The 16,530-nt window shown below is 33.3% G+C and carries 14 protein-coding genes; all 14 read right to left on the bottom strand.

The genetic code is table 11. From position 1 onward, the window contains the following. Window positions 1-1,047, bottom strand: coding sequence for a DUF2931 family protein (locus P0R33_RS18205; protein ID WP_276172582.1), 1,047 nt, complete (start codon window positions 1,045-1,047; stop codon window positions 1-3). A gap of 67 nt (window positions 1,048-1,114) precedes the next feature. Further along, window positions 1,115-1,288, bottom strand: a complete 174-nt coding sequence (locus P0R33_RS18200; protein ID WP_276172581.1) for a hypothetical protein — start codon at window positions 1,286-1,288, stop codon at window positions 1,115-1,117. A gap of 10 nt (window positions 1,289-1,298) precedes the next feature. After that, window positions 1,299-3,152, bottom strand: coding sequence for a contractile injection system protein, VgrG/Pvc8 family (locus tag P0R33_RS18195; RefSeq protein ID WP_276172580.1), 1,854 nt, complete (start codon window positions 3,150-3,152; stop codon window positions 1,299-1,301). A 12-nt stretch (window positions 3,153-3,164) separates the two neighbouring features. After that, entirely contained in the window at window positions 3,165-3,557 is a 393-nt protein-coding gene (gene tssD / locus P0R33_RS18190; protein ID WP_276172579.1) for a type VI secretion system tube protein TssD, read from the bottom strand. 328 nt (window positions 3,558-3,885) lie between these two features. Beyond that, complete coding sequence (locus P0R33_RS18185) at window positions 3,886-5,334, bottom strand: TolC family protein (protein ID WP_276172578.1); 1,449 nt, start codon at window positions 5,332-5,334, stop codon at window positions 3,886-3,888. Continuing rightward, entirely contained in the window at window positions 5,327-8,494 is a 3,168-nt protein-coding gene (locus P0R33_RS18180) for an efflux RND transporter permease subunit (RefSeq protein WP_276172577.1), read from the bottom strand. Before P0R33_RS18180 ends, P0R33_RS18185 begins: the two co-directional genes overlap by 8 nt. 106 nt (window positions 8,495-8,600) lie before the next feature. Continuing rightward, a complete protein-coding gene (locus P0R33_RS18175) occupies window positions 8,601-9,683 on the bottom strand; it encodes an efflux RND transporter periplasmic adaptor subunit (RefSeq protein ID WP_276172576.1) in 1,083 nt (360 codons plus the stop codon). A 179-nt stretch (window positions 9,684-9,862) separates the two neighbouring features. Further along, window positions 9,863-10,246 (bottom strand): hypothetical protein, encoded by a 384-nt coding sequence (locus tag P0R33_RS18170; RefSeq protein WP_276172575.1) that lies wholly within the window; start codon window positions 10,244-10,246, stop codon window positions 9,863-9,865. Between the two features lie 153 nt (window positions 10,247-10,399). After that, complete coding sequence (locus P0R33_RS18165; protein WP_276172574.1) at window positions 10,400-10,804, bottom strand: GNAT family N-acetyltransferase; 405 nt, start codon at window positions 10,802-10,804, stop codon at window positions 10,400-10,402. A 117-nt stretch (window positions 10,805-10,921) separates the two neighbouring features. Continuing rightward, on the bottom strand, window positions 10,922-11,536 hold the full coding sequence (locus tag P0R33_RS18160) for a hypothetical protein (RefSeq protein WP_276172573.1): 615 nt from the start codon (window positions 11,534-11,536) through the stop codon (window positions 10,922-10,924). A 143-nt stretch (window positions 11,537-11,679) separates the two neighbouring features. Beyond that, on the bottom strand, window positions 11,680-12,072 hold the full coding sequence (locus P0R33_RS18155; RefSeq protein ID WP_276172572.1) for an ACT domain-containing protein: 393 nt from the start codon (window positions 12,070-12,072) through the stop codon (window positions 11,680-11,682). Window positions 12,073-12,078: 6 nt separating this feature from the next. Next, entirely contained in the window at window positions 12,079-13,956 is a 1,878-nt protein-coding gene (locus P0R33_RS18150) for a M1 family metallopeptidase (protein WP_276172571.1), read from the bottom strand. A gap of 294 nt (window positions 13,957-14,250) precedes the next feature. Beyond that, entirely contained in the window at window positions 14,251-15,831 is a 1,581-nt protein-coding gene (locus P0R33_RS18145) for an NADP-dependent glyceraldehyde-3-phosphate dehydrogenase (RefSeq protein WP_276172570.1), read from the bottom strand. A 73-nt stretch (window positions 15,832-15,904) separates the two neighbouring features. Beyond that, the gene (locus P0R33_RS18140; protein WP_229349347.1) at window positions 15,905-16,216 is read right to left on the bottom strand and encodes a rhodanese-like domain-containing protein; all 312 of its coding nucleotides are present in this window, start codon (window positions 16,214-16,216) and stop codon (window positions 15,905-15,907) included. Window positions 16,217-16,530: the final 314 nt, after the last annotated feature.

Raw genomic sequence — 16,530 nt, 5'->3', positions numbered from 1 at the left:
TTAGTTTAGTTTACCAGAATCTTGGCAATTTTGATTTAAATTATATTTTTTCCCTTCTTGTTCTATATAAAAATCTACTACCCACCTATCATCCTCTTGTTTTGTAGGATCAATTTTTATTACCATTTCTGCAGATTTATTTTTGTCAAGATGTTCTTTAAATAATTTTCGAATCTCGTTTTTATCAAAATCTACAGGAATTTCATCCTTACCCATAGGTTTAAGATATTTTACCCAATATTCTTTATCGTTAGTAAAAGCAATTCTAGACACAAACCGTCGTTGTTTTTTGCCATTAACAACTGACCAGTAAATTTGAAAAGCGTAAGGAATGGCTCTATATTTCGTATCTATTGGCTTATCATAAGGATCTTCCTTTTCTCCATTACACATTTTAATGTACATTGAAGTAAGTTTAGCACCTTCCGGCAAGATTACTCGTGGTTTCCATAAATATTTTTCTCTATACTTCTCATAAACTTCTGATTGAGGATAACCGTTTTGTTTGATTTGTTCCCGAACGTCTTCAGATATAACAAAATTGCTTTCTAATCTATGTTGACTATAACCTTTTCGAAACATATACATTTCGCTTTCGATAATAAGTTTAGGATCTATTACCGTTTCATGAGCCTGAAATCGAGCCACTTCCACCTGACTACCAGCCCCAGCTACCCATACTACAACCATTCCTTTTGGTCCGAGGCCAATATTTATATAATCATAAGACTCCTTTACATTTTCTAAACCTGGTTTAGCAGGAAATCCTTCATCAAAAAGCTTTTTTATTTTTTCTGTAGGGAGTTTCCAGTCGCCTTTATAGAATTTATTGTCTACATACGATAACCATGTCATATCAAGTCTGTCTGGCACTGGTGCTTTTATATAATCGATACTACCCAATCCTCCCCAGCCAGAATTGCTAAATCCGCCCATTTGGCTAAAAAAATAGCCTCCTGCTGCTCCTGTATAAACTTCTACAGGATACTCTCTTGGTGCACAAATATCTGCTGCCCACTCATATTTTTTTTCTATATATGAACTCATTGTTATTGTTACTACAGTTATCACTATTATTATGATGAAACATAATAAGATGTTATATTTCTTGATACTATTTTTTCTCACCGTTTATTATTATTTTTTTACCACAAATCAAATTTAAATCGTCTTTTGTAGCTTCATAATTCAATTTATTGGCAGTTTTTTCAAGTTTTCTGCCAACAGTTAATTGATAAGAATCACTCACTTTTATTTGAATAATCTTCGCTTGTTTTGCAATCGCCATAAAAATTAAATTAAAAAAGATTAGATTTTTCTGTGCTATTAATACGCACTTGCTTTCCGCTTTGTATGGTCATGTCTTCTTCATGACTATAAAGACTTGCTTTCGAAGCTATTTCATTTGAAATGTCTGAAGTACGACTAAAATCTTTATCAACCAATTCAGTCCTATTATCTGATTTTTCCATAATATTCCCATTTGCATTTACATAAATATCATTTTGAGCTTCTTGAAAGATATTATAACCTGCATCAACCTCAATATCCTCTTTAGCATCAATTTTTACATTTTTACCCGCTTTCATAACAATATCTTCCCCTGCTTCCAATTCTATACTTTTTGGTGCTTTAAATCTTATATTACCATCTCCATGCACTACTGCAATGGTTTGCCCTTTTTGGCTTTCAATTGTAATATCTCCAGTAGCATCATCATTTATAATTCTGTTTCCACTTCGGCTATGCATTACTGCCTTTATATCATTATTCGGCGTACTATAACCGCTTTTTTCTTTTTTGCTGGTCATGGTTCCTATTACAATAGGCAGTTCGGCATTATTGCCCTGAAAGTCTACAAAAACGGTATCGCCAATTTCAGGTATAATATGAGAACCTCTGGCATCGCCTCCATATTTTTGAATTAAAGGAATATAAGGAGTGATTTCGCCTTTTGCAGCCTGCCATGGCATTTGTACTTTTACACCGCTCAATCCGTCTGGATCTGTATTTTCTATAACAACAGCAGTTTGGCTTTTGCAGTTTGCTATTAAATCTGGATTTGTTTTGGGAGAGAATGAAGAGCCTGCAAAATTTACAGCTGTAAAATAGTTTTGATATCCGCCTCCATCATCACATACGTGTTTTATTTTGATTACTCTGTAGTTACTTTCAAGCTGTTTATCCAAACCCTTTATAGATACATCGTTTCCTATTGTAATACCTGGAACTTCACTTGATGCTTTTACCTGCATCAAACCACTCATAACAAATCGCATTTTATTTTTTGTATATTCTTCTAGTGTACTTTTACCGTTTGCTCCTACTGAATTTTGATTAAGCTGTAAAACGGTTTCTTTGGTAAAAACCTGATTGGATTTATTGATGGAATTTTGATGAAATCCATCAATTTCATTTCTGTATGAAGTTGTATTATCTGTATAATATTCTCCGCTTCGATTGTCATTTTCTATGGTTTTAAACTTCGTTGGCAAGAGTTTTATGTCATAACTAAAATCGTGCATGTTAATTCCATAAATCAGTTTAGGTTGCAATGGTCCGCCGGCATCGCCAAAAATCATTTTTCGTCCGTTGCTATAAAACCATTCTCCATTTTGTCTAGCCAGACGATTTAGAAAATCAAAATCACTTTCATTATACTGTACAGTGTAAGCGAGATTGTTTTTATGTAGCGGAATAACTTCCATATCAATATCATAACCAGATTTTACTTTATTGACTACATCGGCGATTGACATATTGGTAAATGAATTACATTCTTTTCCTCCATCTAAAAGTATTGAAGTACTTTTTCCTTTTATAAGTATACTTTTTTCGATGTCTTTGTTTCTGGATTTTTGTATTTTTATATTGGTTACAACTCCATAAAACTGCATGATATAATCATTAGGATTTGTATTAATCATAAGATCATCCAAACCAGGAAGTGGTTTTATTTCGATGCTTACCTTTTCTCCACTCAATTGTTGCGAAACTGGCATGACGCTTTTAAATTCTTCAACCAGTAAATCCTGTCTTACTTCAATCGAAAAACTATGATGATCGTGAATTTTTTGAATAATTTCTAATTTGCTGAAATTGGTAATAATCGTTTCGCCAATTTTTATAGTCGTTACAGTTTGTAAAGCCATGTTGATTATGATTTAAGAATTCTTCCAGTTATTTTCAAATAAGGTATTGCCTACTTTTATTTCATTAGAGGTAATTAAAATTTCTGTAGTCATAGGAACTGTACCTTCGTTTCGAAAACGTTTCTGAAAAGAAATACAATAGGCTTTTTTAAAGCTTACATTTTTCATGGTGCTCATCGCATCACGACGATAGAAAATAACTTTGCCATCTTTGGTACTTGTGTGCGAAACCATCCAATCAGAAAATAAATCGGTATGTGTACTCTCGACAACAATTCTTATTTGACCGCCTTTTACTTTGTTGGCAGGTTTTCCATTATTGTCTACACTCTGATTGAAAGTGACATCAAATTCTAAGACATTAAAAACTTCATTGTCTAATTCTAACTTTGCTAAAAAACTCATATTTACAGGTATTGATTACTTTACAGGTCTTTGTAGATTTTATAACCTTAATCAATAATGAGAAGTGGCATTTAAGTAGATAAAATATTACATAATTGTAATGTAAATATATTAAACAATTTAAAATAAATAAGAAAAATACTATATTTTAACAATGGAGAGAAATTTTAAAACGTAAAAAACCCCGAAAGCTACTAATAGCTCCCGAGGTTTAAGGACACTTTTTCAGATCAGTGAATTGCAAATATATAAATATTTTTCTTACAAAAAAAGCCTTTCAGGATTTTACTCCCAAAAGGCTTTTCCACTACAAATTAACAGGCAAATTTTATTTCCATCCACCGCCCAAGTCTCTGTAAACATGGACAGCAGCATTCAATTGCTCTTTTTTAGTATCTACTAATTCTAATTTTGCTTCTAATGCGTCTCTTTGCGTCATTAAAACTTCAAAATAATCTACTCTTGCCGATTTAAACAAATCGTTTGAAACATCTATGGAAGTATTTAACGCATCAACTTGTTTCGATTTTAGATCGTAACCTTTTTGCAGATTATCAATCTTAGACAATTGATTTGAAACTTCTAAATAAGCGTTTAAAACCGTACGATCATAATTGTATAATGCCTGAAGCTGTCTAGCATTGGCACTTGCAAATTCTGCTTTGATTGCGTTTCTATTAATTAATGGCGCCACAAGATCTCCAGCTAATGAATATAGAAGAGATTCTGGCATTGTAAACAAATAAGATGGCTTAAACGCATTTACTCCAATTGCAGCAGAAATATCTAATGATGGATAAAACTCTGCACGAGCTACTTTTACGTCTAATTTTGCTGCGACTAATTCTAATTCAGCTTGTTTTACATCTGGACGATTTTCTAACAATTGAGATGGAATTCCAGACGTTACAACAGCTGGTAATAAGCTTAAGAAATTGTTGTTGTTCGTTCTTTTAATTTCTTGCGGATATCTACCCAACAAAAAGTTTATTTTGTTTTCTGTCTCTTTTATCTGTTGCAGAATATCAAACTCTAGACTTTGTGAAGTTAAAACTTCTGCTTCAAATTTCTTAACTCCTAACTCCGTTGCTCTTGCAGCTTGTTTTTGAACTTTTACAATTTCTAAAGCGTTAGTCTGCAATTTGATAGTTTGTTTTACAATATCCAATTGATTATCCAAAGCCATTAATTCGTAATAAGAATCTGCAACTTCTGCGATGAGGTTTGTAATTACAAAGTTTTTACCTTCAACCGTAGCTAAATATCTGTTTAAAGCTGCTTTTTTAGAATTACGCAATTTTTTCCAGATATCTACTTCCCAATTCGCGTAGGCAGAAATGGTAAAATCTCCAAGCGGATCTGGCATTTCTTTACCTGGTTTAATTTCAGTAGAAGCATCACCAGCACCTTGGCTTGTATATCTACCTACTTTTTCTACTCCTGCGCCTGCGCGAACGCCTACTGTTGGCAACAAAAGTCCTTTTCTAACACGAATATCATTCTTTGCAATTTCAATTTCTTGTAAAGTGATATTTAATTCCTGATTATTTTTAAGAGCAATATCTATTAAATCTACTAGATTCTGATCTTTAAAGTAATCTTTCCAGTTTAACGCTGCTGTATTATTGTTTGCATCCTGAGTCTGAGCCATTCCAAAAGATTCTGGAACTGGCGCAGATGGCGTTATTGCTGCCTCAGGTGCAGGGGTTTTACACCCTGCAACTGTTAGACAAACAGCTAATGCAATACTATATTGATATGATTTGATTTTATACATGATTGTTGTCAATTTCTTCTGTTAATGGATTTTCTTCTTCATGTTTCACCAATTTGTATCGTTCTGCAATTTTGGCAAAAATGTAATACAATCCCGGAATTACGAATACTCCACAAATAGTTCCTATAAGCATACCTCCTGCTGCTGCAGTTCCGATTGTTCTATTACCAATTTTACCTGGACCATTTGCAAAAACAAGCGGAATTAATCCGGCGATAAAGGCAAACGAAGTCATCAAGATAGGACGGAACCTTGCTTTTGCACCTTCCATTGCAGCCTCTAAAACAAATCTTCCTGCTGCGTGCCTTTGTATTGCAAACTCTACAATCAGTACGGCGTTTTTACCTAATAATCCGATAAGCATTACCATGGCAACCTGAGCATAAATATTGTTTTCTAATCCTGCAATTTTTAATAAAAGGAATGCTCCAAAAATACCTGCTGGCAATGAGAAAATTACAGACAATGGCAAAATGAAACTTTCGTATTGCGCTGCTAAAACTAAGTACACGAATCCTAAACAGATTAAGAATACCCAAATAGCTTGATTACCTTGCGCTACCTCATCGGCAGAAATACCTGCCCAGTCAATATCATAACCTCTTGGTAATTTTTTTGCTGCAATTTCTTGAATTACTTTAATCGCTGTGCCAGAACTGTAACCCGCTGCTGGCGAACCACTAATTTGCGTTGAGGTATACATGTTATGTCTTGTGATTTCTGAAAGTCCATATACTTTTTCTAATCTCATGAAAGCAGAATAAGGAACCATTTCATCACGATCATTTTTTACATATAATTTCAAGATATCATCTGGCTGTGCACGATATTCTGGAGAAGCCTGAACGATTACTTTATAGTTAATTCCGAATTTAATAAAACTGATTTCGTAATTACTACCAACAAGAGTTGACAAAGTGTTCATTGCATTTTCGATTGAAACTCCTTTTTGCTGTGCCAAATCGTTGTCTACTTTCATCATATATTGAGGGAAACTAGAGCTGTAGAAACTAAATACGTTAGATAATTCTGGCTGTTTATTTAATTCAGCAACAAAATCATTATTTACCTGTTCCATTCTCTTATAATCTCCAGAACCTGTTTTATCTAATAAACGAAGCTCAAATCCTCCAGCAGCACCATATCCAGGTACAGCAGGCGGTTGGAAAAATTCGATATTCGCACCTGTAATATCTTTACATTTTTCCTCCATCTCGTGCATAATCTCAACTACAGATTCTTTTCTGTCGTTCCAGTCTTTAAGATTCACCAAACAAGTACCAGAGTTTGCTCCCGTACCTTCAGAAAGAATCTCGTAACCCGCCAATGACGAAACTGATTTTACGCCATCAATCTCTTCTGCAATTTTTTGAACTCTCTCTGCAATATTATTTGTTCTTTCTAAAGATGAACCTGGAGGTGTCTGAATAACGGCATAAAACATTCCCTGATCCTCATTCGGAATAAATCCAGAAGGGACATTACTACTGATAATCCAAGTTCCAGCGCAGAAAACAAGAAGCGCTACAACAGTAACGACTCTTCTGTTTACGATTTTACCCAATAAATTTTGGTATTTACCTTGCGCTAAATTGAATTTTTCGTTGAAAGCATCAATAAATCTATTGGCTGGTGTTGGCTTTTTAGGTTGTCCGTGATTGTTTTTTAGCATCATCGCACAAAGAGCTGGTGTCAACGTTAAAGCCACAATACCAGAAAGAATAATCGCAGTTGCCATAGTTACAGAAAACTGTCTGTAGAATACTCCCACAGGACCAGACATAAACGCAACCGGAATAAATACTGCCGCCATAAGAAAGGTAATTGCAATAATTGCCCCCGCGATTTCATGCATTGCTTTCTTAGTTGCTTTAAATGGCGACAGATGTTCTTCTTCCATCTTGGCGTGAACGGCCTCGATAACCACAATCGCATCATCGACGACGACTCCAATTGCTAATACTAAAGCAAATAATGTAATTAAGTTCAACGAAATATCGAAGAATGTCATAAATACAAATGTTCCTACTAACGATACTGGAACCGCAATCGCTGGAATAACTGTAGAACGCCAATCTCCTAAGAAAAGGAAAACTACTAAACCTACCAGAATAAATGCTTCAACAAGCGTGTGAATTACTTTTTCGATAGAAGCGTCAAGGAATTTAGAAACGTCATACGAAATTTCATAATCCATTCCTTTTGGAAATCTCTGTTTGATTTTTTCCAGTTTTGCTTTTACTTCTTCAATAACCTGATTTGCGTTACTTCCAAAAGATTGTTTCAATACGATTGCCGCAGATGGTCTTCCATTCAAATTAGAATAGATATCGTACATCGAGCTTCCAAATTCAACTTTCGCAACATCTTTCAATCTCAAAAGCTCTCCGTTTGGATTTGCTTTTACAACGATATTCTCGTATTGTTCTTTTGTTGTAAAACGACCAGAATATTTCAATACATATTCGAATGCTTGCGAACGTTTACCAGAACTTTCCCCTGTTTTACCTGGAGAAGCCTCCAAACTCTGACTAGATAATGCTTCCATAATCTCATCAGCAGAAATTTTATAAGCCAACATACGATCTGGTTTCAACCAAATACGCATAGCATATTCACGTGTTCCTAAGATATCTCCAGAACCAATACCATTTACCCTTTTCAATTCAGAAAGTACGTTGATATCGGCATAGTTGTATAAGAACTTCATGTCGGTATTTTTGTCTGTACTGTAAAGATTCACGTACATCAACATACTTGGTACTTCTCGAGTAATCTTGATACCTTCTCTAATTACTAAAGGAGGAAGTTTATTAGTAACCGAAGCCACACGATTCTGAACGTTTACCGCAGCTTGATTAGGATCTGTTCCTAAATTAAAAACTACTTTAATTGTAGCTTCACCATCGTTTCCGGCATCAGAAGCCATATATTTCATTCCTGGAACACCGTTTAAGGCTCTTTCCAAAGGAATAACAACCGCCTTAACCATCAATTCACCGTTAGATCCAGGATAATCTGCTGTAACATTCACCATTGGAGGTGAAATTGTAGGGAATTGTGTAATTGGTAAATTCAATACCGACAAAACCCCTAAAAAGACAATTATCAGCGATATTACAATCGACAGAACAGGTCTTTGAATAAATTTATTAAACATTTGTATATTTTTTAAATGATTAAACTTATTGAAGTTTAAAATGTTTCAGGTTTCAGGTTCAGTATGTAACTTGAAACCTGAAGCTTGAAACTATTAGAACAAAAAACTATTCTGCTTTTAAACGTAAGTGATTGATAACCTCTTTTGGAGATTGGTAATCATATTTGATTTTGTCGTTTTCTTTTACTTTCTGAACTCCTTCTAATAAAATTCTATCATTTTCAGAAATACCGCTTTTAATCACATATAAATCAGGAATTTCTCCAGTAATGGTAATTTCTCTTGAACTTACTTTATCGTCTTTTCCTACTACGAAAACATACTTTTTATCTTGAATTTCGTAAGTTGCTTTTTGTGGAATCACAATTGCATTTTTCAACGGAACATTCATTTGAACTTGTCCAGTTTCTCCGTTTCTAAGTAATTTTCCAGAATTTGGGAATCTTGCTCTAAAAGCGATATTTCCTGTTTCGTTATTGAATTCACTTTCTATAACTTCAACATTTCCTTTCTCTTTAAAAATATCTCCATTAGCCAAAACTAAATTCACTTTATTGTCAGCACGATCTTTAATATTTGTTTCATAGCTAATGTATTCTGGCTCAGAAACATTGAAATAAGCAAACATCTGACTGTTGTCTGAAAGACTTGTCAATAATTCGCCTTCATCAATTAAACTTCCTAGTTTCAACGGAATTCTGTCGATTGTTCCGTCAAAAGGAGCTCTAATTTCTGTAAATGATAAATGAAGTTTTGCTAATGATACTTCTGCTCTTGCAGATTGCAGTTTGGCTTGAGCAACACTTAATTCGTTTTTAGAAACGATATTTTTATCAGCTAATAATTTTGAATTCTGCAATTCGATTTCTGCCGATTTTTGTTCTGCCTGCGCTTTAAGCAATTCAGACTGATACATGTTTGGCATGATTTTAAACAACAGCTGTCCTTTTTTTACAAACTGTCCTTCATCAACATAAATATTTTGTAGAAAACCTTTTTCTTGTGCGCGTAATTCAATATTTCGCACAGATTTTATTTGTGAAACATATTCTTTTGTGAATGAAGTATCGATTTTAACGGGATTAGTAACCGTAAATTTTTCAACTTCTTCTTTTTCTTCTTTTTTAGATGTACAACTAGTCAAGCACACCAAGGCAATTAAGCCTGAGAGAACAATGATTTTTTTCATGATTTAGTTTGGAAATTAAGCTTATGAATGCTTTTGGAATAAAAATTCCTTTTGGATGTTAAAATGCATCAGTCAGCCGTAGCCCAGACCTTAAAAGTCATATAAGCGGAAGTAGAAAAAATATACAACAGCAAGATACGCAGAGATCAAAACTCAGGTAACCGATGTATACTTTAAAATCAAATTCTTAATACTTGTTGAGTAATGTATAAAGGATTTGAATGCCCAAAGAAAGGCGTAGAAATTTTAAAACGATTGGAATCTTTTGCAGCAGATTGATCTGAAAGAGCCAGATACAAATCGTCTACTAAGCTGTAAGAAGCCGCAAAAATTTTATTCGTAAGTCCATCAACATCATCATTTCCTAGAAGATCTTCTTCAAGATCAATATCAGTAGCATCTTCGATGGTAGAAGATCCACGTTCATGATTAGTAAACTTAACTCGATGTTTCTTTTCAAGATTATGGTGTTGAGGTAAGCCAAAAGTATTTGCATTAAGATATTGGCCTCCGCCGAACAGAAGCATATTCATGAATACTAAAAATACTATTAACTTTCTCATTTGGGTGCGAAAGTAATAAAAGATTAGAATAAAAAAAATAAAATAAGAAAGTCTTAACATTGAATATCAAACGAAAACGTTTTCTATCGAAACAAAACAAAAAGAATCATTTAAAAGCATCAAAAACAACACACAACACTAAAAGACAACAACTTACAGAATCTTTTCCATAACTGTAAATTCTTGCCCGGCTTTGGTAAAAACATTCTCTGTATCGATCATACCAAACTTTTCGTAGAATTTTTTCTTTTCTTTTCTCGCATTGCACCAAACTTTTTTAAGTTTTTTTTCTTGAGCTAACGCAAAAATGTATTTTAATAATTGAGAGGCAATTCCTTTTCCTTGATAAGAATCTAAAGTTGCTAATTTTCTAAATTGCATTTCTTCATTCGAAATAAAACATGAAACAATAGAAACTAAAGTATCATTTTCGAAAACACCATAATGAAGTCCAAAATTATCTTCTTCCAGCTGCACAAATTCAAAAGGCTGATTTGGCCACATTACTTCATGTCTTATCTGCCAAGTATCTGATGCTTTAATTGCTTTAATTTCCATTTACAATTGATTTCAAGTTTCGTCAAAAATAAAATATTTCGTCGTGAATTGAAAAGTCCAGATAATATTTGGCTCTTTTAATACTCAAAAAAAAAGGGAATCTAATGATTCCCTTTTTTATATTTTAACGTAGTAACTTTCTTCGTTATCCATTTTTATTTTTTCGATTCCATCGTCGGTTGTTACAGCAACGTTAATGACATGTAAAACATTTGCCTTTTCGTTAATGCTACAGTTCCAGATTGTTCCGTCTGAAAGTATTATTTCTGAAAATAAAGAAACTACATCGCTTTTATCGTTATAAATTAAGTCTTCTTTTCTGAGAAGTTTTTTTTCTTTTGTTTTTTTATTTAGGGAATAAAAAGCAATTTCATTTTGGGTAATTTCAATAATTTCATCAAAATCAGATTGTACATTTGTATTTGTTGAGGTACTTGCCCAAACTGGATTATTTCCAGATTTTTTCCAAGTTCCGATTGCGTTATCAAGAATTTCTTTTCTTAAAACTTCTTTTAGTGTGTCTACCTTTTTTATGGCTTCTTGACCAATTTCATTTTCAGGTTTAATTTTTGCTGCCAGAGAAAATAGGTCAATAGCTTTTACGAACTCAGCTTTTTTGTAGTAGGACACAGCCAATTCGTATTTGCTTTTCTGAAACACTGCTTTTTGATCATTCTGTCCGAAAAATTTTAGAGTAATCAAAAAAACGATTAGGGGAAATGTTTTTTTCATTAAAATGGTGTTAGTTTAGTTTATTTGCAAACCTACTTTTTTTGAATAAACTTTCCTACTTTTTTTTAAATATTTAAAACAATTAAAAATAAAAAGAGAATCCAATATATTAGATTCTCTTTTTATTTTAGCGCAAAATGTTATTAATTCGAAAATAAATTCAGGATTTCTATCGCTTTTTCTGCATCTTTTTTATTTACAAAAATATGATCGTGATAATAAGCCGCTACAACATTACAGCTTATTTCGTTTTCCGAAAGTGCTTTAGAAAATGCCGCTGTCAACCCAATTGCTTCTAATGATGAATGCACTGTAAGTGTTATCCAAGACATTATAACAGAATAATCTAAGTGCAAAGAATCGGCAATTTCTTTTTTAAGAATTAAAGTAATTGCTTCTTTTTCTTTAAAGAACATTTCAATTTTATCAAGATCTATATCTTTAAGATTTTCTACTTTACAAAAAACATAATCCCCAGAATTCAATTCAGGTTTCATGCTTTTTAGCAATTGCTGTAAATCTTTTTCTCCCGACATTTTAAATTATTTTACAGATAAGATATTGTTATTTGGAGTTGCATCCATAAAAATACCTCCATCAAGTTCTATCTGCTTGATTTTCTTTCCATTTTTCAAAACAATTTTGGCTGTTTTTTGGTTCTTTTCCCAAATTGTAGGTGTTTGATGTAATGTTACTTTTGAATTATCTGCATAAGTAATATTAACATCAAAAGGAATAGCAAAGCCACCAATATTTTCTACAATAATAGTCTTATTATCAGCAGAAACACTTTTAACTGCAAGATCTAAATAGTTGTTTGTAAAAAACCAATTATGGAAAAACCAATTTAAGTTTTTCCCTGTTGAGGTATTAAAAGAGTTAAAATAATCCCATGGAATCGGATGTTTTCCATTCCATGTATCCATGTAATAATGCAATGCTTTTTTGAACAAATCATCTCCCAACAAATCTTTTAAAGCCAAATACGAAAGAGAAGCTTTTCCGTATGAATTATTTCCGTAACCTGCTCCAGAAACCTGCGTAGACATCGAAATAATAGGCTGATCTTGTTCTGTAGATCGATCTGAAATATATTTTTTTACTCTAAAATCTTTATAAAACTTATCTGCAGCCTCTTTTCCATGCTCAGCAATTCCGATTAAATATTCGAAATTTGTTGCCCAACCTTCGTCCATAAAAGCGTAACGCGTTTCATTAATTCCCATATAAAAAGGAAAATAAGTATGCGCCACTTCATGATCTTGTACCAATTGTGCAAAAACTGGATCACCCATTTGCGAATCGTTACACATCATTGGATATTCCATATCGGCAAAACCCTGAAAAGCAGTCATTTTAGAAAACGGATAAGGAACTCCAGGCCAATTGTTAGAAAACCAATCTAATGCATATTGATTGTTTTTTACTGAATTCACGAAATCTGTTCCAGTCACATTGTAAGCCGCTTGAACACTTGCGCGACGATTTGTTTTTTTATCTACAATAACGCTACTTGCGTCCCATAAATAATGATCGCTTAAACCAAAACAAACATCTGAAATATTTTTAGCTTCAAATTTCCAAACATTCCAGTCGTATTGTTTGGTTACGATGCCGCTTTTCATTTCTTGTTCGTTTGCGATATGCAAAATTTCATCTGTAGAATATGATTTTTTTAAACGTGAAGCAAATTCTGGCTGTAAAACCTCATCTGGATTTAATAAATCTCCAGTTGCATAAACGACATAATTTCTAGGCGCTTTTACAGAAAAAACATAATCATTAAAATCATTATAAAATTCTTGACGATCTGTATGAGGCAATTTATCCCAACCATTATAATCATCGTAAACCGACACACGAGGATAACTGTAAGCTACAAAAAAAGTCGTTTCATCAATCTGTCCTTCTCTCCCGCTCTCTTTCGATAAAGGATAATTCCATTCTATATTTAAAGTAATTTTAGAATGCGGTAAAATTGCTTTTTTCAATTTCACAGTTCCAACAGTTCCCCATTTTCTGGCATTCTCTTTATAAACTTCATTTTCTATTTTTAATGAAGTAATTGTCAATCCGTCGCTTAAAAAATCGTCGCTTACTTCGCTTCCGCGCGGTGACGATGGTTTATGAAGATTATTTACAAAACGAATTGCTAAATTTCGAAGCGTATCTTGACTATTATTTTCATAAATAATGGTTTCAGTTCCGCTTACTAATCTCGTTTTCGGATCAACTGAGATTTCCATGTTATATTTTCCACGATTCTGCCAGTAGTTTTTTCCTGGTTTACCGTCTTTAGAACGCGTTCCGTTTGCATAAGCCTCTTTTATATTTCGTGGCATGTAAAGATCCTGTGCAAAGATATTTTGAGTAAAAAGAACAAATGCGAGTACTGCAAATTGCAATAATTTCTTTTCCATAAGTAGCTCTTAGATATTTTAAATTAATTTTTGATATCGTATTAGTGGATTTTTTTTTACGAATGTTACAAATTTAGTTATTAATTGTGAATTATTAATTGTTGATGGTTGTTGGTTTTTAGTTGATAGCTAAACAAAGCTCTGAAACTCTGAACCTTTGTTACTTTGTTACTTTGTCCCTCAAAAAAAAACTTAGAACCTCAGCCTCTCAGAACCTTCGCATCTTAGAACAAAAAAACCGCCCGCTACAAAAAGTAACAGACGGCATCTACAATTAATATATAACTTGAATTATTACAAAATATAATCGGTATTAATAAAGTTTGATTCTTTGCTGTTTAGCAATTCTTGCAGAATCTGATTATTATAATCGATATCTTTTGAAGCTACAAACGTACGGATTGAGAAAGAACGCAAAGCATCTGGAATACTCAAAGTTCCTACGGCAGAATCTTTTCTTCCTGTAAAAGGGAAAGCGTCTGGTCCTCTTTGGCAAGAACTGTTGAGGTTTACTCTACAAACTAAATTCACCAAAGCATCAATAAGCGGAGCCAAAGTTTTAATATCTTTTCCAAACAAACTTACTTGTTGTCCGTAGTTTGATTCTGCCATATCTTTCAAAGGCTCTTTAATATCTTTGAATGAAAGAACAGGAACAACTGGCCCGAACTGCTCTTCGTGATACACACGCATTTCTTTATTTACCGGATACAAAACGGCTGGAAAAATATAATTATCAGTATGTTTTCCTCCTTTTTCATTAATGATTTCTGCTCCTTTAGAAGTTGCATCATCAATTAATCCTTGAATATAACTTGGTTTTTCCGTTTCAGGAAGTGGTGTTAAAGAAACTCCTTTTTCCCACGGATTTCCGAAAACTAAACCATCTACTTTTTCAGCAAAACGTTTGTTGAATTCTTCTCTAATCGATTCGTGAACATATAATACTTTTAATGCCGTACAACGCTGACCGTTAAAAGACAAACTTCCTGTAATGCATTCTTGAATTGCCAAATCTAAATCGGCATCTGGAAGAATAATCGCTGGATTTTTAGCCTCTAAACCTAAAATCAAACGCAATCTGTTTTTGTTCGGATGCTGATCTTGTAAAGCAATCGCCGATTTACTGTTTCCAATTAATGCCAAAACATCAATTTTTCCAGATTTCATGATTGGAGACGCCACTTCTCGCCCTCTTCCATAAACGATATTAATTACACCTTTTGGAAAACTGCTTCTAAAAGCTTCCAATAATGGCGAAATACATAAAACACCATGTTTGGCAGGTTTAAAAATCACTGTATTTCCCATAATTAAAGCCGGAATCAACAATGAAAAAGTCTCGTTTAATGGGTAATTATAAGGACCAAGACACAAAACAACACCAAGAGGTCCACGACGAATCATAGCATTTACACCTTGCACTTTTTCAAAATGCGAGCTGCGTCCGTTTAATTCTTTATAACTGGCAATAGTATCGTAAATGTATTCTACTGTTCTGTCGAATTCTTTTTGTGAATCTCCTAATGATTTTCCGATTTCCCACATCAAGTATTTTACCACTTCTTCGCGAGTTTCTTTCATTTGTCTCACAAAATTTTCCATGCTTTTAATACGATCGACAACTTTCATAGTTGGCCATAAACCTTGCCCCATATCGTACGCATTGGTAGCAGCTTCTACAACTTCTGCCGCTTCTTTTTCTGCCATAAAAGGAATAGATCCTAATAAGGTTGGAGAATATTTCTCTGTTGAAGAAATAGTAGAAAACACAGGTGTGGTTTGCCCTGTCCATTGTTTCAATTCTCCGTTTACAAGATAAGTATCTTGATTTATCAGCGTATTAATCTGATATTCTTCTGGTATAAAACTCATAGTTTGGTTATTTAATGGTCTGGTAATTCTATTTTCAAAAGAAAAAAGAGGCTTTTGTATGCCTCTTCTTCTTTTATGGTTGTACTGTTTCGCCTTCCCAATCCAGGATTCCTCCAAGCAAATTGTAAGCGTTTTGTATACCCAGTTCGTTCATAACCTGGCATGCTTTTGCACTTCTTGCTCCAGAACGACAGTATACGTAATAATTTTTATTTTTATCTAATTCTTCAATTTCATAAATAAAACCTTGCCCTTTATTGATATCAATATTTAGAGCATTCTCAATGTAGCCATCATTAAATTCGTCTTCAGTTCTTACGTCAAGTATTACTGCATTTTCGTCAGCGTTTAACTGAGCAACCCAATCTTCTTGTGATAAATTCATAATAAAATGTGTTTTTGTAAAATTACGACGTTTCTATATATAAAAAACGTACCAAATGCGATTTCGATTATTATTCTCAGAAAACGTTTTAGAGAAACAATTATAATCAGTGAATTACAAATTTAGTTACTATTTTTAAAAATTCAGTCCACAAAATCGATAGAAAATAGGATTTTTTCATTTACATAAAATTGATATGAAATCTAATTTTCTGATAATTAATCCCATTTCAATCTATTATCTTTGCAATCAATCATAGCTTTTGATTTCTTTTTGATAAAATACTCTGCCACGAATTACACAAATTTCCACAA

It is taken from the genome of Flavobacterium sp. YJ01 (assembly GCF_029320955.1).
Classification (GTDB): domain Bacteria; phylum Bacteroidota; class Bacteroidia; order Flavobacteriales; family Flavobacteriaceae; genus Flavobacterium.
The sequence above is the reverse complement of the archived record's forward strand: the minus strand, read 5'-3'. Positions and strand labels throughout refer to the sequence as shown.

Coding starts and splice junctions, on each gene's coding strand:
- P0R33_RS18205 (WP_276172582.1), bottom strand. CDS start 1,047: ATGAGTTCATATATAGAAAAAAAATATGAGTGGGCAGCAGATATTTGT.
- P0R33_RS18200 (WP_276172581.1), bottom strand. CDS start 1,288: ATGGCGATTGCAAAACAAGCGAAGATTATTCAAATAAAAGTGAGTGAT.
- P0R33_RS18195 (WP_276172580.1), bottom strand. CDS start 3,152: ATGGCTTTACAAACTGTAACGACTATAAAAATTGGCGAAACGATTATT.
- tssD (WP_276172579.1), bottom strand. CDS start 3,557: ATGAGTTTTTTAGCAAAGTTAGAATTAGACAATGAAGTTTTTAATGTC.
- P0R33_RS18185 (WP_276172578.1), bottom strand. CDS start 5,334: ATGTATAAAATCAAATCATATCAATATAGTATTGCATTAGCTGTTTGT.
- P0R33_RS18180 (WP_276172577.1), bottom strand. CDS start 8,494: ATGTTTAATAAATTTATTCAAAGACCTGTTCTGTCGATTGTAATATCG.
- P0R33_RS18175 (WP_276172576.1), bottom strand. CDS start 9,683: ATGAAAAAAATCATTGTTCTCTCAGGCTTAATTGCCTTGGTGTGCTTG.
- P0R33_RS18170 (WP_276172575.1), bottom strand. CDS start 10,246: ATGAGAAAGTTAATAGTATTTTTAGTATTCATGAATATGCTTCTGTTC.
- P0R33_RS18165 (WP_276172574.1), bottom strand. CDS start 10,804: ATGGAAATTAAAGCAATTAAAGCATCAGATACTTGGCAGATAAGACAT.
- P0R33_RS18160 (WP_276172573.1), bottom strand. CDS start 11,536: ATGAAAAAAACATTTCCCCTAATCGTTTTTTTGATTACTCTAAAATTT.
- P0R33_RS18155 (WP_276172572.1), bottom strand. CDS start 12,072: ATGTCGGGAGAAAAAGATTTACAGCAATTGCTAAAAAGCATGAAACCT.
- P0R33_RS18150 (WP_276172571.1), bottom strand. CDS start 13,956: ATGGAAAAGAAATTATTGCAATTTGCAGTACTCGCATTTGTTCTTTTT.
- P0R33_RS18145 (WP_276172570.1), bottom strand. CDS start 15,831: ATGAGTTTTATACCAGAAGAATATCAGATTAATACGCTGATAAATCAA.
- P0R33_RS18140 (WP_229349347.1), bottom strand. CDS start 16,216: ATGAATTTATCACAAGAAGATTGGGTTGCTCAGTTAAACGCTGACGAA.